Below are 470 nucleotides of genomic sequence, written 5' to 3'. Positions count from 1 at the left end.
CAAGCTGCGTGCGCTGGCCGTGATGAATGCGCGGCGCTCGGCCGTGATGCCAGATGTGCCGACCACCGCGGAACTGGGCTATGGCGGCATCGAAATGTCGGCCTGGGTAGGGCTGGTGGCACCGGCCGCCACCCCACCCGCCGTGGTCGAGCGGCTGGCCAGCGAGATCGAGCGCATCGTGGCCGAGCCCGCCGTGCAGCAAACCTTGTTGCGCAGCGGTGCCGAGCCGGTGGGCTACTACCGCGAGGCCTTCGGCAGCTATATCCGCGAGGAAACCGCCCGCTACGGCAAGGTGATCACGGCCGCGCACATCCGCGCCGACTGAGTCTCCACTGCCATCCCCGCCCCCGCTCCCGTTCCCGCCCCCGTCCCCGTCCCCGTCCCATTCCGCAAGCCACGACGCCACCACCATGCACAAACCACTTTCCCATATCCGCGTACTCGACCTGACCCGTGTGCTGGCCGGCCCC

1 protein-coding gene is annotated in these 470 nt (G+C 69.6%); it reads left to right on the top strand.

The genetic code is table 11. The annotated features are described in order from the left end of the window. A partial coding sequence (locus OR16_RS39245) for a Bug family tripartite tricarboxylate transporter substrate binding protein (protein WP_006165110.1) occupies positions 1-325 on the top strand: 325 nt, incomplete at its 5' end. Positions 326-470 lie beyond the last annotated feature (145 nt).

The organism is Cupriavidus basilensis OR16 (assembly GCF_000243095.1).
GTDB classification, from domain to species: domain Bacteria; phylum Pseudomonadota; class Gammaproteobacteria; order Burkholderiales; family Burkholderiaceae; genus Cupriavidus; species Cupriavidus basilensis_D.
The sequence above is the reverse complement of the archived record's forward strand: the minus strand, read 5'-3'. Positions and strand labels throughout refer to the sequence as shown.